The sequence below is a fragment of the Cupriavidus sp. GA3-3 genome (assembly GCF_000389805.1).
GTDB classification, from domain to species: Bacteria; Pseudomonadota; Gammaproteobacteria; order Burkholderiales; family Burkholderiaceae; genus Cupriavidus; species Cupriavidus necator_D.
Genome location: NZ_KB944482.1, coordinates 306,042 through 319,640, shown reverse-complemented (window position 1 = coordinate 319,640; position 13,599 = coordinate 306,042). Strand labels below are relative to the sequence as shown.

At 68.2% G+C, this 13,599-nt stretch carries 16 protein-coding genes; 4 read left to right on the top strand and 12 right to left on the bottom strand.

Annotation, left to right across the window (positions count from 1 at the left end):
* Positions 1–49: 49 nt before the first annotated feature.
* Positions 50–463 carry a hypothetical protein gene (locus C265_RS19385; RefSeq protein ID WP_037024710.1) on the bottom strand — a complete coding sequence of 138 codons (414 nt, stop codon included), beginning with the start codon at positions 461–463 and terminating at the stop codon, positions 50–52.
* 178 nt (positions 464–641) lie between these two features.
* Between C265_RS19385 and C265_RS19380 the strand changes: the two genes are divergently transcribed.
* Positions 642–1,019 (top strand): cytochrome c family protein, encoded by a 378-nt coding sequence (locus C265_RS19380; protein ID WP_010810822.1) that lies wholly within the window; start codon positions 642–644, stop codon positions 1,017–1,019.
* Here C265_RS19380 and soxR read toward each other — a convergent pair.
* Positions 982–1,497 carry a redox-sensitive transcriptional activator SoxR gene (soxR, locus tag C265_RS19375; protein WP_010810823.1) on the bottom strand — a complete coding sequence of 172 codons (516 nt, stop codon included), beginning with the start codon at positions 1,495–1,497 and terminating at the stop codon, positions 982–984. The genes C265_RS19380 and soxR overlap by 38 nt on opposite strands.
* A 200-nt stretch (positions 1,498–1,697) precedes the next feature.
* On the opposite strand from soxR, the gene C265_RS19370 reads away from it, so the two are divergent.
* Positions 1,698–2,123 carry a RidA family protein gene (locus C265_RS19370; RefSeq protein ID WP_018315435.1) on the top strand — a complete coding sequence of 142 codons (426 nt, stop codon included), beginning with the start codon at positions 1,698–1,700 and terminating at the stop codon, positions 2,121–2,123.
* A gap of 140 nt (positions 2,124–2,263) precedes the next feature.
* Here the strand turns inward: C265_RS19370 and C265_RS19365 are convergent, their stop codons facing one another.
* The gene (locus tag C265_RS19365) at positions 2,264–2,650 is read right to left on the bottom strand and encodes a nuclear transport factor 2 family protein (RefSeq protein WP_010810825.1); all 387 of its coding nucleotides are present in this window, start codon (positions 2,648–2,650) and stop codon (positions 2,264–2,266) included.
* 106 nt (positions 2,651–2,756) lie between these two features.
* Positions 2,757–3,650 (bottom strand): LysR family transcriptional regulator, encoded by an 894-nt coding sequence (locus C265_RS19360; RefSeq protein ID WP_010810826.1) that lies wholly within the window; start codon positions 3,648–3,650, stop codon positions 2,757–2,759.
* Between the two features lie 87 nt (positions 3,651–3,737).
* Between C265_RS19360 and C265_RS19355 the strand changes: the two genes are divergently transcribed.
* Positions 3,738–4,514 carry an NAD(P)H-dependent oxidoreductase gene (locus tag C265_RS19355; protein WP_010810827.1) on the top strand — a complete coding sequence of 259 codons (777 nt, stop codon included), beginning with the start codon at positions 3,738–3,740 and terminating at the stop codon, positions 4,512–4,514.
* A gap of 30 nt (positions 4,515–4,544) precedes the next feature.
* Here C265_RS19355 and C265_RS19350 read toward each other — a convergent pair whose 3' ends face one another.
* Together C265_RS19350 and C265_RS19345 are read right to left on the bottom strand one after the other, a co-directional pair.
* A complete protein-coding gene (locus tag C265_RS19350) occupies positions 4,545–5,534 on the bottom strand; it encodes a tripartite tricarboxylate transporter substrate binding protein (RefSeq protein ID WP_010810828.1) in 990 nt (329 codons plus the stop codon).
* A gap of 80 nt (positions 5,535–5,614) precedes the next feature.
* The gene (locus C265_RS19345; RefSeq protein WP_010810829.1) at positions 5,615–7,069 is read right to left on the bottom strand and encodes an amidase; all 1,455 of its coding nucleotides are present in this window, start codon (positions 7,067–7,069) and stop codon (positions 5,615–5,617) included.
* 118 nt (positions 7,070–7,187) lie between these two features.
* On the opposite strand from C265_RS19345, the gene C265_RS19340 reads away from it, so the two are divergent.
* Positions 7,188–8,114 (top strand): LysR substrate-binding domain-containing protein, encoded by a 927-nt coding sequence (locus C265_RS19340; protein ID WP_010810830.1) that lies wholly within the window; start codon positions 7,188–7,190, stop codon positions 8,112–8,114.
* 36 nt (positions 8,115–8,150) lie between these two features.
* Here the strand turns inward: C265_RS19340 and C265_RS19335 are convergent, their stop codons facing one another.
* The 6 genes from C265_RS19335 to C265_RS19310 form a co-directional block, all read right to left on the bottom strand.
* Entirely contained in the window at positions 8,151–9,077 is a 927-nt protein-coding gene (locus C265_RS19335) for a BON domain-containing protein (protein WP_010810831.1), read from the bottom strand.
* 298 nt (positions 9,078–9,375) lie between these two features.
* Positions 9,376–9,996: a hypothetical protein gene (locus C265_RS19330; RefSeq protein WP_010810832.1), complete on the bottom strand. Its 621-nt coding sequence runs from the start codon at positions 9,994–9,996 to the stop codon at positions 9,376–9,378.
* A gap of 139 nt (positions 9,997–10,135) precedes the next feature.
* Complete coding sequence (locus C265_RS31035; RefSeq protein WP_052181650.1) at positions 10,136–11,521, bottom strand: hypothetical protein; 1,386 nt, start codon at positions 11,519–11,521, stop codon at positions 10,136–10,138.
* An 8-nt stretch (positions 11,522–11,529) separates the two neighbouring features.
* Positions 11,530–12,318: a hypothetical protein gene (locus C265_RS19320; RefSeq protein WP_010810834.1), complete on the bottom strand. Its 789-nt coding sequence runs from the start codon at positions 12,316–12,318 to the stop codon at positions 11,530–11,532.
* 74 nt (positions 12,319–12,392) lie between these two features.
* Positions 12,393–12,881: a hypothetical protein gene (locus C265_RS19315; RefSeq protein ID WP_010810835.1), complete on the bottom strand. Its 489-nt coding sequence runs from the start codon at positions 12,879–12,881 to the stop codon at positions 12,393–12,395.
* Complete coding sequence (locus C265_RS19310; RefSeq protein WP_246840229.1) at positions 12,865–13,587, bottom strand: penicillin-binding protein activator LpoB; 723 nt, start codon at positions 13,585–13,587, stop codon at positions 12,865–12,867. Before C265_RS19310 ends, C265_RS19315 begins: the two co-directional genes overlap by 17 nt.
* Positions 13,588–13,599: the final 12 nt, after the last annotated feature.

The window sequence follows — 13,599 nt, the reverse complement described above, 5'->3', positions numbered from 1 at the left end:
CAGGCGGGCGCCGCGGCCGTGGCCGTGGCGCCCGCCCCATACGAACCCGTCAGTCCCAGCGGCGCCCGTGGCCGTAGCCGTCATTGTGACCATGACGGTGTGCCCATTCGCGCTCGCGCCAGTCGCGGCGGTGGTCTCGATAGCCTTCGCGGTAGCCTTCCCGGTAGTAGCCCCGGTGGTAGTCGCTGCGATAGCCGCGGTCATAGTCATAGCGTACCGGGACCGGTGCCACCACGACGGGGCGCGGTGCCACCACTACCGGGCCGGGCGCATAGGCAACCGGAGCCGGCGCATACACCGGCGCAGGGGCATAGACCGGGGCTGGACGATAGACTGGCGCCGGCTGGGCCACCACCACGCCCGGCACGCCGATGCCGATATCGATATTCACACCGGCGTACGCCCCGGCGCTGGCCACCAGCATTGCACCACCTGCTACCGCCATTGCGATGATTCGTTTCATGGTTGCCTCCCAAGGGGCGTTGGACATGGGCTCACTGTAGGGGGCGGGCCTGTAATATGGGACGCGCGAAGTGTTGCAAGTGTGACGTGGTGTAACCCCGCTGCAGGGCCGGGACGTCCTGGCTACGCCTGTATCATGCAACCCCGTTGCCGAAGCCCTTTCCTTCCCTAGCTGCTCCATGCGCCGTACCGCCTTTGTCCTGCTGGCCCTGGCCGCCTTCACCGCCATCCCCACTGCAGCCACTGCCGCCGATATCCAGGCCGGCAAGGCACTCTTCGCCACGCGCTGCGCCTCGTGCCATCACGTCGGCCGCAACGCGCGCGCAGGCTTTGGCCCGCAGCTGAACGGCATCTTCGGCCGCGCCGCGGGCGGCACCAGCGATTTCCAGTATTCGGAGGCGATGCGCGCTTCAAAGGTGGTGTGGTCGCATGACACGCTGCGTGCCTTCATCCATTCGCCCGGCAAGGTCGTGCCTGGCACCAAGATGCGCTTCTGGGGGCTCAGTGACGACAAGCAGATCAGCGATCTGCTGGCTTACCTGCAGACATTGCAGTAGGCGGGAAATGCGGCCCCGGCCCTTCCCCGGCCAGCGCGTCATGCGGGTTCCGCAACGGGCACGCCTTCAACGACAGACACCCGCACCCGATACACCCATCCAGCTGGTCACGCAATTGCGTGAGCGTCCGGATCCGTTCATCCAGGTCATCGCGCCAGCTCGCCGACAGCCGGCGCCAGTCGGCCGCGGTGGGCGCACGCCCGTCCGGCAGCTTCTGCATGGCATCGGCGATCACCGCCAGTGGCAACCCCATGCGCTGCGCCACGCGGATCACGGCCAGGCGCCGCAGCACGGCACGCGCATAGCGGCGCTGGTTGCCGCCGCTGCGGGTGCTGGCGATCAGGCCACGCGATTCATAGAAATGCAGGGCGGATACGGCAATGCCCGTGCGCGCGGCGACTTCGCCGACGGAGAGTAGTTCTTCGGAAGGCGCGGCACGGCGCCGGCGCGGTGAGGGGGGCTTGTTCGCGGAGGCCATCGGCAGTGGAAGACACCAGTGGAACGGAGGAATGCCCATGCTAACACCAAGGCTGCGCTTGACCTCAATCTAGGTTGAGGTTTGATACTTGCGACTCCATTGTTCGCCACGCCTCAAATACAGAGCTGATGACCATGTTCCCGTTCTCGCCCTCATCCTTGCGTTCTCCTTCTATGCCCGCGCTGCCTTCAATGCCCACCATGCCGGTTGCCCGCCCCAATCCCTCGCTGAGCCTCATCAATCCCGAGGGCCTGTACGACCCGCGGCCCAACGGCTATTCGCATGTGGCCATGGTGGAAGGCCCGGCCCGCATCGTCTATATCGCGGGGCAGGGCGGTGAGGACGCGGCCGGCTGCCTGCCGCTCGATTTCCCGCGCCAGGTGGCACGCGCCATGCAGAACCTGCGCATCGCGCTGCAAGCGGCAGGCGCCGACGTGGGCGATGTGGCCAAGCTCACGGTGCTGGTGGTCGACCACTCGCACGACCGCCTGCGCACCTTCGGTGCGGCGCTGCGCGAGATGTGGGGCGACAAGCCAACGCCGGCCTGCACGCTGATCCCGGTGCCGCGGCTGGCGCTGGACAACATGCTGTTCGAGATCGAAGCGACGGCGGTGCTGCCGGGCTGAACGCAACTCAACGACTGCGTGATCGCCGAAGTGGCGCGCGTGGTCGGGCGCGAGCGGATGAAGGGCAGGATTGCCTGCTGCCGCAAAGCAGGGCCTGGGCTGCACCGCTGCGGCGCTTTGCCGCAGCGGCTGTCCCATCTTCAGCGCGGTGCGGCGCTGAAAGTCTTGTTGACGATCTTCCAGACGCCGTCGATCTCCAGCAGCGTCATGTAGTCGGTGAAGGTCACGCCCGGGTATTCCAGCACCACCTTGGCCACACCGGCATTGCCCACCACATCGAACTGCGTGATAAAACGCTTGCGCTGCGCCTCGTCCGCCGCGGGATGGCCGGGGCAGCGCGCCGAGGCGAATTCCTCGACCGTCAGCGAATGCAGCTTGCCATCACGGAACGAGACGATGCGCGCGTCGGCGGCAAACGCCTTGTACATGAACTCGGCCTTGCCGGTGATATGGCCCTGCAGGTAATCCTCGATCGGCGCGAGCGCGGCCACGTGGCGGGAAGTCAGGCCCGTTTCTGAATACGTCATGGTCTCCTCCAAAACTGGTGGCGGCATCGGGTGCCACCCCATGCCGCAGCGTTGAAAGCGCTGATTGTATTCCAGTTTTGTATGCAAACGTGCGAGGCAGCGCCGCTCAGACCGATGTGACGATGAGTTCACGCAGCCAACTATGCGCCGGATCGCGATGCACGCGCTCTGGCCACAACATCGACATCTCATAGCCCGGCACTTCGACTGGTGGTTCCACCACCTTCAGTCCCGGCACGCCGCGCACCAGCCGCTCGGGCAGCATCGCCACCAGATCGGTGCTGGCAACGGCCGACGTGACAAACAGGAAGTGGGGCACTGACAGCACCACACGCCGCTGCATGCCGGCCAGTACCAGCGCCTCGTCGGTGACGCCGTAGAAGCCGCCACCGTCCGGCGACACAATCACATGGTCGAGCGCGCAGAACTGCGCCAGCGTGGGCCGCCGCTTCAGCCGCGGATGGCCGGCGCGGCCCACCAGCACATAGCGCTCGGTAAACAGCGCACGCCGGTGCAGGCCCGGCGGCGAGCCATCGGTGGTATGGAAGGCCAGGTCCAGTTCGGCACGCTCGGCCTGCCGGGCGATGCGCGGCGGCACCATCTCGACCACGGCCAGGCGCGCGCCGGGCGCCGCCATGCGCAGCGCCTGCAGCGCCGGCAGCACGATGGTCGATTCGCCGTAGTCGGTCGCAGCCACGCGCCAGGTGTGGGTCGAGGCGGCGGGATCGAACGGCGTATCGGACGAGACCGCATGCTCCAGCGCGGCCAGCGCTTCGCGCAACGGTTCGCGCAGCGATTCCGCCTTGGCGGTGGGACGCATGCCGCGCGGGCCCGGCAACAGCAGCGGGTCACCGAAGTAATCGCGCAGCCTCGACAAGTGGACGCTGACCGAAGGCTGCGACAGGTGCAGCCGCTGCGCCGCGCGGGTCACGTTGTGCTCGGACAGCAGCACATCCAGCGTCACCAGCAGGTTCAGGTCCAGCCGTCTGAGATTATTCATGACAATACCTGGGATATTGGATATTCATTTCTAATATAGCTGACGACGGCCTATGCTGGGTTCACTCAATCATTGGAAGCCGCTGTCATGAACGTATTGCTTGTGTATGCCCACCCGGAACCGAGGTCGCTTAACGGCGCGATCCGCGACTTTGCCGTGCAGCGCTTGCGCGATGCCGGGCACCAGGTCCAGGTCTCGGACCTGTATGCGATGCAGTGGAAGGCCCAGCTCGACGGCGCCGATACCAAGGCGCGGCCGGGCGATGCGCCCTTCCACCCGTCACTGGATTCCAAGCACGCGTTCGAAAACGGGCTGCAGAGCGATGACATTGCGCATGAGCAGGAAAAGCTGCGCTGGGCCGACACGGTTATCCTGCAGTTCCCGCTGTGGTGGTTCTCGATGCCGGCCATCCTGAAAGGCTGGGTCGAGCGCGTCTACGCCTATGGTTTTGCCTACGGCGTCGGCGAGCACTCTGACGAACGCTGGGGCGACCGCTATGGCGAGGGCAGCCTCGCCGGCAAGCGTGCCATGCTGGTCGTTACCACCGGCGGCTGGGAATCGCACTACAGCCCGCGCGGGATCAATGGCCCGATCGACGACATCTTGTTCCCGATCCACCACGGCATCCTGTACTACCCCGGGTTTGACGTGCTGCCGCCGTACCTGGTGTATCGGACCAGCAAGGTTGATGAGGCGCGCTTTGCTCGGATTCGCGAGGAGTTGGGCGAGCGGCTGGATGCGCTGGGGACGACCGCTCCGATTCCGTTCCGGCGGCAGAACGCGGGGGACTACCGGATTCCGCAGCTGACGCTTCGCGAGGAGGTTGCGCCGGGAACGGTGGGGTTCGCGGCGCATGTGGAATAGGGACGGCAACCGACGGCCGCCCTGGTGGACTTACTCCGCCCGAATATCCGCCCGCGCCGCCACCGCCCGCATCTCCGGCAATTCCTTCTCCACCCGCGCCTTCACCGCCGCGCCATTGCCATAAGCCGGCGTCAGCGCCAGTTCGACCATGCGTGCCTTGGTAGCCGGCGAGTTGGCGACGTCTGCCAGGGCCTTCTCCAGTTTCTGCTGTACTGGCGCGGGCAGGCCCGCGGGTGCCAGCAGCGCGAACCACGTGCCCATCTGGAAGCCGGGATACCCGCTCTCCGCGACAGTCGGCACTTGCGGCAACGCCGGCAGTCGCTGCGGCGACAGCACCGCCACCGGCCGGATCTTGCCGCCCTTGATCAGCGGCAGGGTGGCCACGACGGTATCGACGGCGACCTGTACCTGGCCGCCGGCCAGCGCGGTCAGGCTGGGGGCGCTGCCGTTGAAGGGCACGTGGACCATGCGGATGCCGGTGGCGGACTTGAGCATCTCCGCGCCGAAATGCACCGAGGAGCCGGCGCCGAACGAGCCGTAGGAGAACTTGTCGGGGTGGGCCTTGGCCTGCGTCACCAGATCCTTGAGCGTGGTGATCTGCGTGTCCGGGTTGGCTACCAGCACCAGGCTCATGTCGGCGACCAGGCCCAGCGGGGTGAAGCTCTTGATGGGGTCGTAGCCCAGGTGTTGGCGGATGGCCGGGTTCAGCGTCAGCGTGGTGCTGGCCGCCAGCAGCAGCGTGTAGCCGTCGGGCGCGGCCTTGGATACCTGGGTGGCGCCGATCACGGTGCTGGCGCCGGGCTTGTTCTCGACCACTACCGACTGGCCGAGCTTTTCGCCGAGGCCGACTGCCAGCAGGCGGCCCAGCACGTCAGTGGCGCCGCCCGCGGCGAAGGGCACCACCAGCCGGATCGGTCGGTCCGGCCAGGATTGGGCCTGCGCGGCGGCGGGCGTTGCGGACAGCACCGCGGTCAGGGCGGCGGCGCAGGCGAGAAACGGCTTCGGGGGCATTGCGGTCATCGTTGGCACTCCTGCCGGCAGTTGTAGGAATAGAAGGCAATTGGAAGCAATACGAAGCGGGGCCGGGACCAGCCGAAGGCTCAATCGAGCCAGGGGCTGCGCACGCGCGAGAAGCCGCCGGCCTGGTCATAGGCATGGCCGAGCTGCAGCACGGCGGCGTCGGCCTGCGCGGGGCCGATGATCTGGATGCCGGCCGGCAGGCCCTGGCGGCCGAAGCCGGCGGGTGCGGCCAGGGCGGGCAGCCCGGCCATGGTGGCCGGCACCACGACCTGCATCCAGCGGTGGTAGGTGTCCATGTCGCGGCCGTCGATGGTGTGCGGCCAGTCCCAGTCGGCATCGAACGGAAACACCTGCGCGGCCGGCAGCACCAGGTAGTCGAAGCGCTCGAACAGCGAGCGCAGTGCCTGGTACCACGCGCTGCGCTCGCACAGGGCTTCGTACACGCGCGTGCCCGGCAGGGCCAGCCCGCGCTCGATCTCCCATGCGGCCTCGGGCTTGAGCAGCGCGCGCCTGGCCGGGTCGTGGTACAGCGCCGCGTTGGCGCCAGCCACCGAGAAGCTGCGCAGGTCGATCCACGCGTGCCACAGCCGCTCCAGGTCGAACTCGGGCAGCGCGGTGTCCACAGTGCAGCCGAGCGTGCGCAGGTGCGTGAGCGCCTGCTCGCAAGTATCTAGCACGCCGGCTTCGGTCGGCAGGTGGCCGCCCAGGTTGCCCAGCCAGCCGATGCGCACGCCGGCCCAGTCGCGTTCGGGCGGCAGCGTGAAGGTGCCGGGCGCTTCGGCGCGGTGCGTCAGCGGCAGACGCGTGTCGAAGCCGGCCTGCACCGACAGCAGCAGGGCCAGGTCCGGCACGTTGCGCGCCATCGGGCCGGCCACGCTGAACTGCTGGAAGAAGACCTCGTCGCCCGGGCCGTGCGGCACGCAGCCGACCGAGGTGCGCAGGCCATACACGTGGTTGAACGCCGCGGGCGTGCGCAGCGACCCCATCATGTCAGAGCCATCCGCCACCGGCAGCATGTGCAGCGCCACGGCCACCGCGGCGCCGCCGCTGCTGCCGCCGGCGGAACGCGCCGGGTCGAAGGCGTTGCGGGTGGTGCCGTAGACCGGGTTGTAGGTATGGCCGCCCAGGCCGAACTCCGGCGAGTTGGTGCGCCCGACGAAGACCGCGCCGCCGGCGCGCATGCGCTCGAAGATCACGGCGTCGTACTCGCTGACCTGCCCGGCGAAGATCGGCGAGCCCTTGGTGGTGACCATGCCCGCGGCCGGGCTGATGTCCTTGGGCGCCTGCGGGAAGCCGTGCAGCGGGCCGCGGCTGGCGCCGCGTGCCAGTTCGGCGTCGAGCCCGGCGGCCTGCGCGCGCAGGGTGTCGCGCTCCACCGGAGCCACGATGGCATTGACGCGCGGGTTGTGGCGGTCGATCTGGCCAAGGAAGGCATCGAGCACTTCCACGCACGAGACCTCGCGCGCATGGATGGCGCGCGACAGGGCGACGGCATCGAGTTCGGTGATGGGATCGGGGGTCCGGGTGGGCGCCATGGCTCGGGGGTCTCCTGTGGTGTCGGGAAAAAGCATACGGGCGGCGCACGGTTTCCCGCAATCGATGATTTTTTCAAATATCCTTGCGTAAAACGCAAACCAGCCCCCGGAGCCGCCCATGCTGTCGCATCGCCTGCAGGAAACCTCGCTGCGCTATTTCCTGGAGGTGATACGCAGCGGCTCGCTGACCGAGGCGGCGCAGCGGCTGAATGTCACCGTGTCGGCCGTGAGCCGCCAGGTCGGCGCGCTCGAAGCGTTGCTCGGCGTGCCGCTGTTCGACCGCCGGCCGCGTGGTATGGTGGCGAGTGCCGCCGGGGAGTTGCTGGCAGCTTATGCGCTGCGCGGCGCGCTGGAAGCCGATCGGGTGGTGTCAGAGATTGCCGCGCTGCAGGGCCTGCGCCGGGGCCGGGTGCGGGTGGCCAGCTCGGCGGGGTTTGCGATCGAGTTCCTGCCGCGCATCATTGCCGAATTCCGCCAGCGCTATCCGGGCCTGCAGTTCCATGTGCGCGTGGCGTCGCCGGCCGAGGTCACCGGCATCGTGCTGCATGGCGATGCGGACATCGGCATCACCTACAGCCGCGCCGCGGAGCAGGGCATCCGCGTGGAGCACCGGCAGCCCGCGCCGGTGATCGCCATCATGCGGCCGGACCATCCGCTGGCGCGCTTTCGCAGCGTCACGCTGGCGCAGATGCAGCCTTATCCCCTGGCGCTGCCGGAGGGCGACAACACCGTGCGCCAGCTGTTCGACATCGCTTGCGGCGAACGCGGGGTGGTGTTCGAGCCGGTGCTGGTGACCAACCACTTCGAGACCCTGACCAGCTTCGTGCTGCACGGTGGCGGGCTGTCGATCTCCGGCGCCGTCACCGTGGGCGACAGGTTGCGCCGCGGTGAACTGCACGCCGCCTCGATCCGGGAGCGCGGCATGCGCAGCCGCGCGGTCGAACTGCAGACGCTGGCCGGCCGCACATTGCCTGAGGGTGTGCGTGCGTTCCTGGGGTTTATCCGCGAACGGCTGGCGGCGGAGGTTGGCGTGGCGGGCGCCTAGGCCGCTCTCGGCCTGGAGCGCCCGCCACCGTTGGCGTTATCCGCGCCAGGTGCTGCCGGTCACATCGCTGGTGCTGCGGGCTTCGGGGGCCTCGCGGCGCACGCGGATGTCGTTGTTGACTTCCTTGACGCCGTAGGTGCCGTCGGCCAGGTCTTCGATATAGAACTTCTGGCCGCGGTCGCGCACGGTGCCGGTCAATGACACCACGCCTTCGCTGACGTCGACGCTGACGTCGCTGACGTCAACGCCGCGCGCGTAGCTGAGCTGCTCGCAGATCTGGTCGCGGATGCGCTCGTCGCTGCGCTGGTAGCCGCGCGGGCCGGTGCGGCGTTCGGAGCTGCCGAACCAGTCGCCCACGGCTTCGCCGATGCGGCGGCCCAGGTTGTAGAGCACGCCATGCGAGCCTTCGCGCTCGTTATCGGGGCTGTCGGTTTCCCAGCCGCGGCGCTGCGCATATTCCCGGTAGCCCGGGCTGTGGCGCCGGATTTCATAGCGCTGCTTCTCTTCCCAGTCCTCGTGCGGGTCGACCCAGTAGCGGGTGTCACTGCGCAGGTCGCCGAAGTGGGTGTCATGGCCGCGCGTGCGCGGCGATTCACGCGGATCCCGTGCGCGTTCGGCGCTGCGGCGCCACTGGCGCTCGGCGTTGTCGTCGTCGCGTTGCCACGCCTGCGGGTCGCGCCATTCGCTGGCACGCTCCCAGCCATAGCCGCCGTTCAGGCCGTAGCGCAGGTTGCTGCCGTAACGCTCGCCGGACGGGTGTGCCGGGTACCTGCGGGCGCCGTACGCTTCGTTGAAATCCCGGTCCGGGCGGGCGGGGCCGCCGTAGCTGGTCTGTCCCGGGGCCATTTGCTGGCGCCGACGCCGCGCTTGCCAGCGCTCCTGTTCGGATTCAGGTTGCCAGTCATCGTCCTGCCATGCCTGGCGGCGTTGGCGCGCGTTGCGCTCATCGTAGTAGTAGCCCATGCTGTTTTCCTGACAGTGTGCGTGTGGCGCCATGTGCGGGCGCACATGCCGTGCGCGAACCGCTGGCGGGTAATCAGGAAGGGGCAAGATTCGTACCGTGTGGAGGGGGGTGCCCCGCGGACGGGGATTTGCGGCACTTTGGCGTGCGCTACCGTGCAACGGTTTCAGAGCTTGTAAGGGATGCAGGGCCGGACGGGCGTGCCGTGCCGCAGGATCCACATGGTGCGAGGCAGGGACGCCAGACGCGCAGCCTGGGGCGAGGCGGCCATACTGCCGCCCGTCGCCGCCTTTGGCTGGTTTACTTCGTGCTGCTGGTCTTGGTCGACTTTGTCGATTTGGTCGACTTGGTGGTCGTGGCTGCCTTGGCGGGAGCGGCCGCGCTGCCGGCAGCTGCCGTGGTATTGGCCGCTGATTCGATCTTCGACTTGCTGAACGCGAAATAGCATTCGGTATTGCTGCTGTTGGCCATTTCCGAATCGCGCGTCGCCAGCACGCCGGTGACGTTGACCTTGTCCCCGGTCTGCAGGTTGCTGATCTTCTTCTGGTTGACCATCAGCGCGTCGCGCATCAGCGCCTTGCCGGTGCACTGCGGATTGACCGAGTCCTTGAAGTAGACGGCGATGGTGTCGTCCGACTTGCCCAGGCCATCCACCTTGGTGATGCGGGAGACCGTACCCGATACCAGGATTGCCTGCGAATCCCACTTCTTCTTCGCGGTGATTTCGTTCTTCTTCCAGTCCGACCAGATATCGCCCAGCGAAGCCGGCTTCGGATCCGCCAGCATGCGGAAGTCGCCGCTCAGCACGTCGCCGGTGCCGTCGAGCACGCCGCTGATGGAGGACATTGCGCCGTCCATCGATTCACAGCCCGCCAGCAACCCGGCCAGCGCCAGCCCTACCACCAGTTTTCCCGTCTTCATTCTGTTTTTCTCCAGATCCGCCAGCCCCGTCGGCTGACGACGAGGCATTGTAGCGTACAGGTTGCAAAATTCGACAGAACTGGCAAAAGCGCTCTAATTTCGTGGAAAAGTGGGAAATATCCCCCAAACGGGGGCTGTGCTACTGGCCGAACGGCAGGGCCAGCAGTTCGGTGCGCAGGACCGCGTTGGCGCGCTCGCGCCCGGACTCGACCGGCTCGGCCGGCCAGGGCGAGGGATTGGCCACGCCGCCATGCTCGGCATCGAAGGCGGAATATTCACGGCCCCAGGCCAGCGAGCATTCGCCATGGCGGCTTTGCAGCAGGGCAGAGCGCGGCTTGCCGCCGCCGCCAGGGGTGAACTGCACGGCCGGCGATGCCAGCGGCGCAGCCAGGCCTTGCAGGTAGACGATTTTGGGCAGCGATGCCCAGTAGCGGGTATCGGCCTCGGCATTGGCCGCCCTGGACATCGCCCCCGCGGCAAGGCTGATCAGCGAGCCGGCAGCCCCGGCTGCGCCCAGTCCCTGCGCCAGGCCGGCATTGCCACTGTTGGCTCCCGACAACGCAGCATTCACCAGGCCCGAGGACAGCGCTCCCGCGGCATCGGCAATGGTCGCGGTGTTTTCCTTGAAGACGGCTTTGCCATCCAGGATGCCCTGGATTGGCCGCCCGCCCCGGGTCAGCGCGACGCGGTCGAGGTCGGCGGCAGTGCCTGAGGCCATCGGCTTCACCGCCGATGCATAGGCGATGCGCGGCGTGCTTCCTGCCGCGCCTTGCGGCAGGAAGCCGAGGATGCTCCTGGTGTCGCCCAGCGTGACTTTCTCCGGGCCGATGCCAAGCTCGAACACGCTCAGGTGCCGCGGCAGCGTGCCGCGCGGCTGGGCGTAGAACGGCTCCGGTGCGTGCCTGGCCGCGCGCGCCGCCAGCTCAGCCGCGCGCGCGCTGTCGCCGGCGCATTGCGAGGCCCAGGCCGCCAGCCAGGCCATCAGCGCAAAGCCGCCCTGATCACCGTCATAGCGCTCGTATTGCCCGAACGCGTTCTGGATGTCGGCCTGCAGGAAGGCTGCGCGGGCGTTCTGGTAGTCGCCGGCGCTGGCATAGAGCAGGCCGCGGTAGTAGAAGGTCATGGCCCGTTCGTACGGTTCGCCCTTCCAGTCCTTGACGCTTTCGGCGGACCACAGCGACTTGGCTTGCTGTGCGTTGGGGTCGTCGGCATAGATGCGCAGGATGCGCGCCGCGGCCATGTCGAAGGCGTGCCCGGCCAGGCGCGGCTGGCCGGCCTCGATCGCGGCCAGGCCCAGCAGGTTCAAGTTGAGCACGGCATTCCACTCGCCTTCCATGTACAGCGTATGCAGGATGCGCTGGAGTTCGGCGGCTTTGTCGGCAACGAAGCGGTCGGCTTCGGCCGCCAGCCGCTTCTCTTCGCCGTCGAACCAGGCTGCCGCCCCCGGCAGGGGCGCGGCCAGCGCCAGCGCGGCCAGTGCGGCGGCGGTGCGCCGCATCCCCCGGGCAGTCTTGCGGATCCGCATTGCCGGCCTCAGCGGTGCTGTGCCAGCGGCGCGGCGGTTTCACGCAGATCGGCCAGCTCCTGTTCGCCGGGCAGTTGGTAGCGCACGTTCATGGTGAAGCCGATCGCCTGGCCCGGCTCCAGCACCACCCGCTGGAACGTGAACTTCTGCACCTGGTCCAGCCGCTCGTGCCGCATCGCCACCTGCTCATCGGATTTCGAATAGTTGTCCATCGCCAGCGTCACCAGCGACAGGAACGGCAGCCCGCTCAGTACGCCCTTGACCATGGTCTGGTCGGTGTACTTGTTGGCGCTGCCCAGCTTGACCAGTTCCAGCTCGGCGGGCAGCAGGTCATAGACCGTCAGGTCGCCGCGGAAGGCCTTGTCGCCGCGGTTGAAGGCCAGGAAGTGGATGGTGCGGTTGAACTCGTCGGGGTCCTTGCTGTGCAGGTCCAGCAGGATCTCGCGGCGGATGAAGTCGCCGCGGTGCAGTTCGCCCTTGATGAATTCGATCCTGGGCACGTCCTTGCGGTTGACCGCCAGCTGCCGCTTGACTTCGGCCTGGGTCACCATGCCGTCTTCATACAGGGTGTAGACCAGCGGGGTCGAGGCCACCACGACCTTGCTGTTGCCGGGGGACACGGCCACGGTATCGCCCACGTTCAGGCTGGACAGGTCGGCCTTGCCGGCCATATCGGCGCGCACCTGGGGCGAGCTGTCGCCGCCGGTGCGGGTGGATTTCAGCGCCATCTGCGGGGCGGCGCAGCCGGCAAGGAGGACGGCGGCGAGGGTGGCCGCCAGCAAGGAAGGACGTGGCATGGAACAAGCTCCGGTCATGGCTGCAGAACGGGATGGATGTCAGGGGTGCCGGCAGGACCGGGCATAACGCATCGTCATGGGCGTGCTGGCCCGGGCAGCGCGGGGTAGAGCTGGCCCGGGCGGTAGGGCTGCTGCGCCCGCTGCGCGTCCAGGATTTCGAGCGCACCCGGCAATGAGCCGGCCATGACGGCGTGCTCGGCGTAGTCGAGCTGCGTGCGCGGCGGCAGCACCAGCGTGCGCCAGGCGCTGGGCGGCTCGGGGGCGGTGCCGCCTTGCTGCGGGCGGAAGCGGGTGCGTACCAGCAGCGCGACGTCGAATTCGGCGCAGTTGTAGAGGCCCGCACTGACGGAGCCAAGCCCGCTGGCGGTGCGTGCGATGCCAAGCTCGCGCACGCCGACCATGTCGGCCAGCTCCGGCGAGAGGAACGAGACGGGCAGGGCGGGGCGCTCATGCTGCTGCCGCCACGGCGTGCAGCCGCGATGGGCGGGGGGCGTGGTGGAGCAGCCAGCCAGCGCCAGCAGGCAGGCCGCCAGCGCGCCGGCGCGCCTACCGATAGACCACATCGTCGGCCGCGGCGCGCTGGAATTCATAGATGTTGCTCCAGACCAGCTCGCCCGATTCGACCTCGACCAGCTCGAAGGAGATCTGCATGTAGCGCTGCACCATGCCGGTGGCGGCGCTGCGGCTGTCGAGCGAGCCGATGCGCCCGGACAGGCTGTAGTCGGCACCGATGCGCGCGCGGGTCAGGCCCAGCGTGCCGGCATCGGTGGCGCCGCTGCGCTTGGCCTGGCGCTCGCGTTCGACCAGGGCAGTCTGCGCGCTGACGAACTGGATGCGGGATTGCGCGGCGCGGTTCAGGCTGACCCGCAGCCGGTCCACGATCAGTTGCCGGTCCAGCGGCTGTGAGCTGTCGTTGATGAAGTTGGCGCTGTCCAGGGCGATGCGCGGGCGCTTGCCATCCTTGCCCGGCGCAAAACGCGGCTGCGCCAGGATGTCGCGCATCATCTGGTCAGCCATGGCCACGATGTCGTGACCGTCCAGGCCGACGCCGGACACCGGGCCCTTGCGGCTGACGTCCAGCTCCATGGCGGCCACGCCGGCCGTGTTCGGTGCGGTGGCCAGGCAACCGGCCAGCAACGCCGCCAGCCCGCACGCGGCCATCCCGGCAGCCAGCCGCACCGCGGCCGTTGCCGGGATGGTGCCTGCGGGCTCCCCCCTTGCATGCCCGATTTCCCGTGCGGCCGGTGTGCCGGCTGTCTTATGTGTCACGGTGGTCTTCCC

Excerpts from the sequence above, each read along its gene's own strand:
- C265_RS19385 (WP_037024710.1), bottom strand. The coding sequence starts at position 463 with ATGAAACGAATCATCGCAATGGCGGTAGCAGGTGGTGCAATGCTGGTG.
- C265_RS19380 (WP_010810822.1), top strand. The coding sequence starts at position 642 with ATGCGCCGTACCGCCTTTGTCCTGCTGGCCCTGGCCGCCTTCACCGCC.
- soxR (WP_010810823.1), bottom strand. The coding sequence starts at position 1,497 with ATGGCCTCCGCGAACAAGCCCCCCTCACCGCGCCGGCGCCGTGCCGCG.
- C265_RS19370 (WP_018315435.1), top strand. The coding sequence starts at position 1,698 with ATGCCGGTTGCCCGCCCCAATCCCTCGCTGAGCCTCATCAATCCCGAG.
- C265_RS19365 (WP_010810825.1), bottom strand. The coding sequence starts at position 2,650 with ATGACGTATTCAGAAACGGGCCTGACTTCCCGCCACGTGGCCGCGCTC.
- C265_RS19360 (WP_010810826.1), bottom strand. The coding sequence starts at position 3,650 with ATGAATAATCTCAGACGGCTGGACCTGAACCTGCTGGTGACGCTGGAT.
- C265_RS19355 (WP_010810827.1), top strand. The coding sequence starts at position 3,738 with ATGAACGTATTGCTTGTGTATGCCCACCCGGAACCGAGGTCGCTTAAC.
- C265_RS19350 (WP_010810828.1), bottom strand. The coding sequence starts at position 5,534 with ATGACCGCAATGCCCCCGAAGCCGTTTCTCGCCTGCGCCGCCGCCCTG.
- C265_RS19345 (WP_010810829.1), bottom strand. The coding sequence starts at position 7,069 with ATGGCGCCCACCCGGACCCCCGATCCCATCACCGAACTCGATGCCGTC.
- C265_RS19340 (WP_010810830.1), top strand. The coding sequence starts at position 7,188 with ATGCTGTCGCATCGCCTGCAGGAAACCTCGCTGCGCTATTTCCTGGAG.
- C265_RS19335 (WP_010810831.1), bottom strand. The coding sequence starts at position 9,077 with ATGGGCTACTACTACGATGAGCGCAACGCGCGCCAACGCCGCCAGGCA.
- C265_RS19330 (WP_010810832.1), bottom strand. The coding sequence starts at position 9,996 with ATGAAGACGGGAAAACTGGTGGTAGGGCTGGCGCTGGCCGGGTTGCTG.
- C265_RS31035 (WP_052181650.1), bottom strand. The coding sequence starts at position 11,521 with ATGCGGATCCGCAAGACTGCCCGGGGGATGCGGCGCACCGCCGCCGCA.
- C265_RS19320 (WP_010810834.1), bottom strand. The coding sequence starts at position 12,318 with ATGCCACGTCCTTCCTTGCTGGCGGCCACCCTCGCCGCCGTCCTCCTT.
- C265_RS19315 (WP_010810835.1), bottom strand. The coding sequence starts at position 12,881 with ATGTGGTCTATCGGTAGGCGCGCCGGCGCGCTGGCGGCCTGCCTGCTG.